The sequence below is a fragment of the Frankia sp. CeRuru1 genome (assembly GCF_977966315.1).
Genome location: NZ_CDWWEW010000469.1, coordinates 1 through 3,533, shown reverse-complemented (window position 1 = coordinate 3,533; position 3,533 = coordinate 1). Strand labels below are relative to the sequence as shown.

Genomic DNA, 3,533 nt, shown 5'->3' with positions numbered 1-3,533 from the left:
GGCCTGGAGGGGTCGGGGTTCAGGCGGCGAGCCCGTGCCGCGCGTCCGCTGCCTGACAGCTGACGACCAGTTCGCCGTCGTGGGCGTCGACGCGCACCGTTCCGCCTTCGGTGACCTCGCCGCGGAGCAGCGCGCGGCCGATGCGGGTTTCGACGTCGTGGGAGATGTAACGGCGCAGCGGCCGGGCGCCGTAGACCGGGTCGTATCCCGCCTGGGCGATCAGGCGCCGGCCGGCGTCGGTCAGCTCGAGGGTGATCCGCCGCTCGGCCAGGCGTCGGCGCAGGTCAGAGAACTGGAGATCGACGATCCGCTCGAGCTGGGGTAGGCCCAGCGGCCGGAACAGGATGATGTCGTCGATCCGATTGAGGAACTCCGGGCGGAAGTGCCCGCGCAGGTCGGCCATCACCCGGGCCTGCGCGTCGGGTCTGATCTGCCCGTCGGAGTCGACGCCGTCGAGCAGGTAGGGGGAGCCGATGTTGGAGGTCATGATGATGACGGTGTTGCGGAAGTCGACCCGGTGTCCCTGGGCGTCGGTGACGCGGCCGTCATCGAGGAGCTGCAGCAGGACGTTGAACACGTCGGTGTGTGCCTTCTCGATCTCGTCGAAGAGCACCACCGCGTAGGGCTTGCGCCGGACCGCCTCGGTGAGCTGGCCGCCCTCCTCGTAGCCGACGTAGCCGGGGGGAGCGCCGACGAGCCGGCTGACCGTGTGCCGTTCCTGGTACTCGCTCATGTCGAGGCGGGTCATGTTCTCCTCGGTGTCGAACAGGGCGGCGGCCAAGGCCCTGGCCAGCTCGGTCTTGCCGACGCCGGTGGGTCCGAGGAGGATGAACGAGCCGATGGGCCGGCGGGGGTCGCGGATGCCGGAGCGGGCCCGGATGATCGCGTCGGTGACCAGCGTGACGGCCTCATCCTGGCCGACGACCCGCTGGCGCAGGGTGTCGTCGAGGCACAGCAGCTTCTCGCGTTCGGTCTCGCGCAGCCGGGAGACCGGGATGCCGGTCCAGGCCGCGACGATCTCGGCGATCTCCTCGTCGGTGACGACCTCGCGCAGCAGCCGCTGCTCGCCCTGTTTGGCGGCGAGCCGGTCCTCCTCGGCCGCGAGTCGCCGTCCCAGCTCACCCAACCGGCCGTAGCGCAGCTCGGCGGCCCGGTTCAGGTCGTAGGCCCGTTCGGCTTCCTCGGCTTCGCGGCGCACCCGTTCGAGCTCCTCGCGTAGCTGCTGAACCCGCCGGATCGCCTGGCGTTCGGCATCCCACTGGGCGCGCTTGGCGTCGGCCTCGGCGCGCAGGTCGGTGAGCTCCCGGCGCAGCTCGGCCAGCCGGGTCTCGCTGGCCGGGTCGGTCTCCTTGGCCAGGGCGGCTTCCTCGATTTCCAGGCGGGTGACCCGCCGGGTGATCTCGTCGAGCTCGGCGGGCATCGAGTCGATCTCGGTGCGTAGCCGGGCGCAGGCCTCGTCGACCAGGTCGATCGCCTTGTCCGGCAGGAATCGGTCGGTGATGTAACGGTGGCTCATCGTGGCAGCGGCGACCAGTGCGCCATCCTGGATCTTTACTCCGTGGTAGATCTCGAAGCGTTCCCGCAGCCCGCGCAGGATCGAGATGGTGTCCTCGACGGTGGGCTCGTCGACCATGACCGGCTGGAAGCGGCGTTCCAGGGCGGCGTCGGACTCCACGCGCTTGCGGTACTCGTCCAGCGTCGTTGCGCCGATCATGTGCAGCTCGCCGCGGGCGAGCATCGGCTTGAGCATGTTGCCGGCGTCCATGGCGCCTTCGGCCGCGCCGGTTCCCACCACGGTGTGCAGCTCGTCGACGAAGAGCAGAATGCGGCCCTGGGCGGCCTTGACCTCGGCCAGCACGGCCTTGAGCCGCTCCTCGAACTCGCCGCGGTACTTGGCGCCCGCGACCAGGGATCCCAGGTCCAATGCGAAGATCGTCTTGTCGCGTAGTCCTTCCGGGACGTCGCGGTGGACGATGCGCTGCGCCAGGCCCTCCACGATCGCGGTCTTGCCGACGCCCGGGTCGCCGAGCAGCACCGGGTTGTTCTTCGTCTTGCGGCTGAGGATCTGGATGACGCGGCGGATCTCGGCGTCGCGGCCGATGACCGGTTCCAGCGTGCCGTCGCGGGCCTGGGCAACCAGGTCGCGGCCGTACTTCTCCAGCGCCTCGTAGGTGGCTTCCGGCGTCGCGGAGGTGACCCGCTGATGGCCGCGTACCTGGGTGAGCGCAGCGAGGAACGACTCCCGGGTGATCCCGTGCTCCGCCAGCCGCCTCCCGGCCTCGGTGGCCGACCCCTCCTCGGCCAGCGCGAGGAGAAGGTGTTCCACCGAGACGTAGTCGTCCCTGAGCCGCCCGGCCTCGCGCTCGGCCGCATCCAGCAGCCGGGACAGCCGCTGGGTGAGGAACACCCGCCCGGGGGCGGCGCCCGGCCCGCTGACCTTCGGCCGCCGGGCCAGGTCGGCTTCGACGGCGGCGGCCAGCGCGGCGGAGTCGGCGCCGGTCTGCCCGATCAACCGGGGGATCAGCCCGTCCGGGGCCTGCAGCAGGGCGAGGAGCAGATGCTCGCCGTCGACCTCGGTGTGCCCGAGCGCGGTCGCCCTGGCCTGCGCCGCGGCCAAGGCCTCCTGGGACTTCTGAGTCAGCCGGTTCATGTCCACGGCGGTGTGCTCCTTGCGGCTGTCGGAGATCGAGCGGCCTGGTCACCGCGCAGCGCGGCTTCCAGCACGTCGATGCGGTCGAGCAGGTCGAGGACGAGACCGATCGCGGCGTAGTTCAGGCACAGGCCGGCCCGCAGCCGTTGGATCCTCGCGATCGTCGCCGGGGTGTCCGGGGCGAACCACCGCGTCCCGGTGGCGTCGCGGGAGGCCTCCAGCAGGCCGAGCGCCACGAACCGGCGGACCAGGTCGGGATGCAGCCCGCCGCGGCTGGCGACCGTCTCCACGGTCAGCTTCCGGGCTGGTGCCAGCGGGTAACGCGGCCGGGTGATCGGCGACGGCGCCGTCCGCTGCTGCGACGGGGATGGGATGGTCATCGCCAGGATCCCTTGCTCGGATCGGACTTTCTGGGGTTGGAGTTTCTCGGGTTGGAGTTTCTCGGGTCGAAGGTCGAGGTGGCCGCCAGTTCTCCGAACAGCGCCCGCTCCCGGTCGGTCAGCGTCGGCGGCACTGCCACGCTGACCTCGGCGTAGAGGTCGCCCGGCCGTCCCGACGGATTCGGCAGGCCCTCGCCACGCAGCCGCAGCCGGCGGCCACTCGACGAACCCGCCGGGACGTGGACCTTGACCTCGCCGCCGGGAGTGCTGGTCGAGACCGTCGCGCCCAGCGCCGCCTCCCACGGGGTGACCGGTAGCTTCAGCTGGATATCGCGGCCGCCCACCCGATAGCGGGGGTGCAGTGCGATCCGTACCCGCAGGTAGAGGTCGCCGGGCGGGGCGTCACCGCTGCCACGGCCGCCCTGCCCGGCCAGCCGGATCCGCTGACCGGCCACCACCCCCGCGGGGATGCTGACCTGGTAAGAACGCGGCCCGTCCGAGCC

General features: G+C 71.5%; 3 protein-coding genes. All 3 read right to left on the bottom strand.

Annotation, left to right across the window (positions count from 1 at the left end):
* Positions 1-19 precede the first annotated feature (19 nt).
* Positions 20-2,656: an ATP-dependent chaperone ClpB gene (gene clpB, locus AC08OP_RS22840; RefSeq protein WP_476616050.1), complete on the bottom strand. Its 2,637-nt coding sequence runs from the start codon at positions 2,654-2,656 to the stop codon at positions 20-22.
* Positions 2,647-3,030, bottom strand: a complete 384-nt coding sequence (locus AC08OP_RS22835) for a chaperone modulator CbpM (RefSeq protein WP_476616049.1) — start codon at positions 3,028-3,030, stop codon at positions 2,647-2,649. Before AC08OP_RS22835 ends, clpB begins: the two co-directional genes overlap by 10 nt.
* Positions 3,027-3,533, bottom strand: a 507-nt coding sequence (locus AC08OP_RS22830) for a DnaJ C-terminal domain-containing protein (RefSeq protein ID WP_476616048.1), incomplete at its 5' end; no start/stop codon positions are given. The genes AC08OP_RS22835 and AC08OP_RS22830, both read right to left, overlap by 4 nt.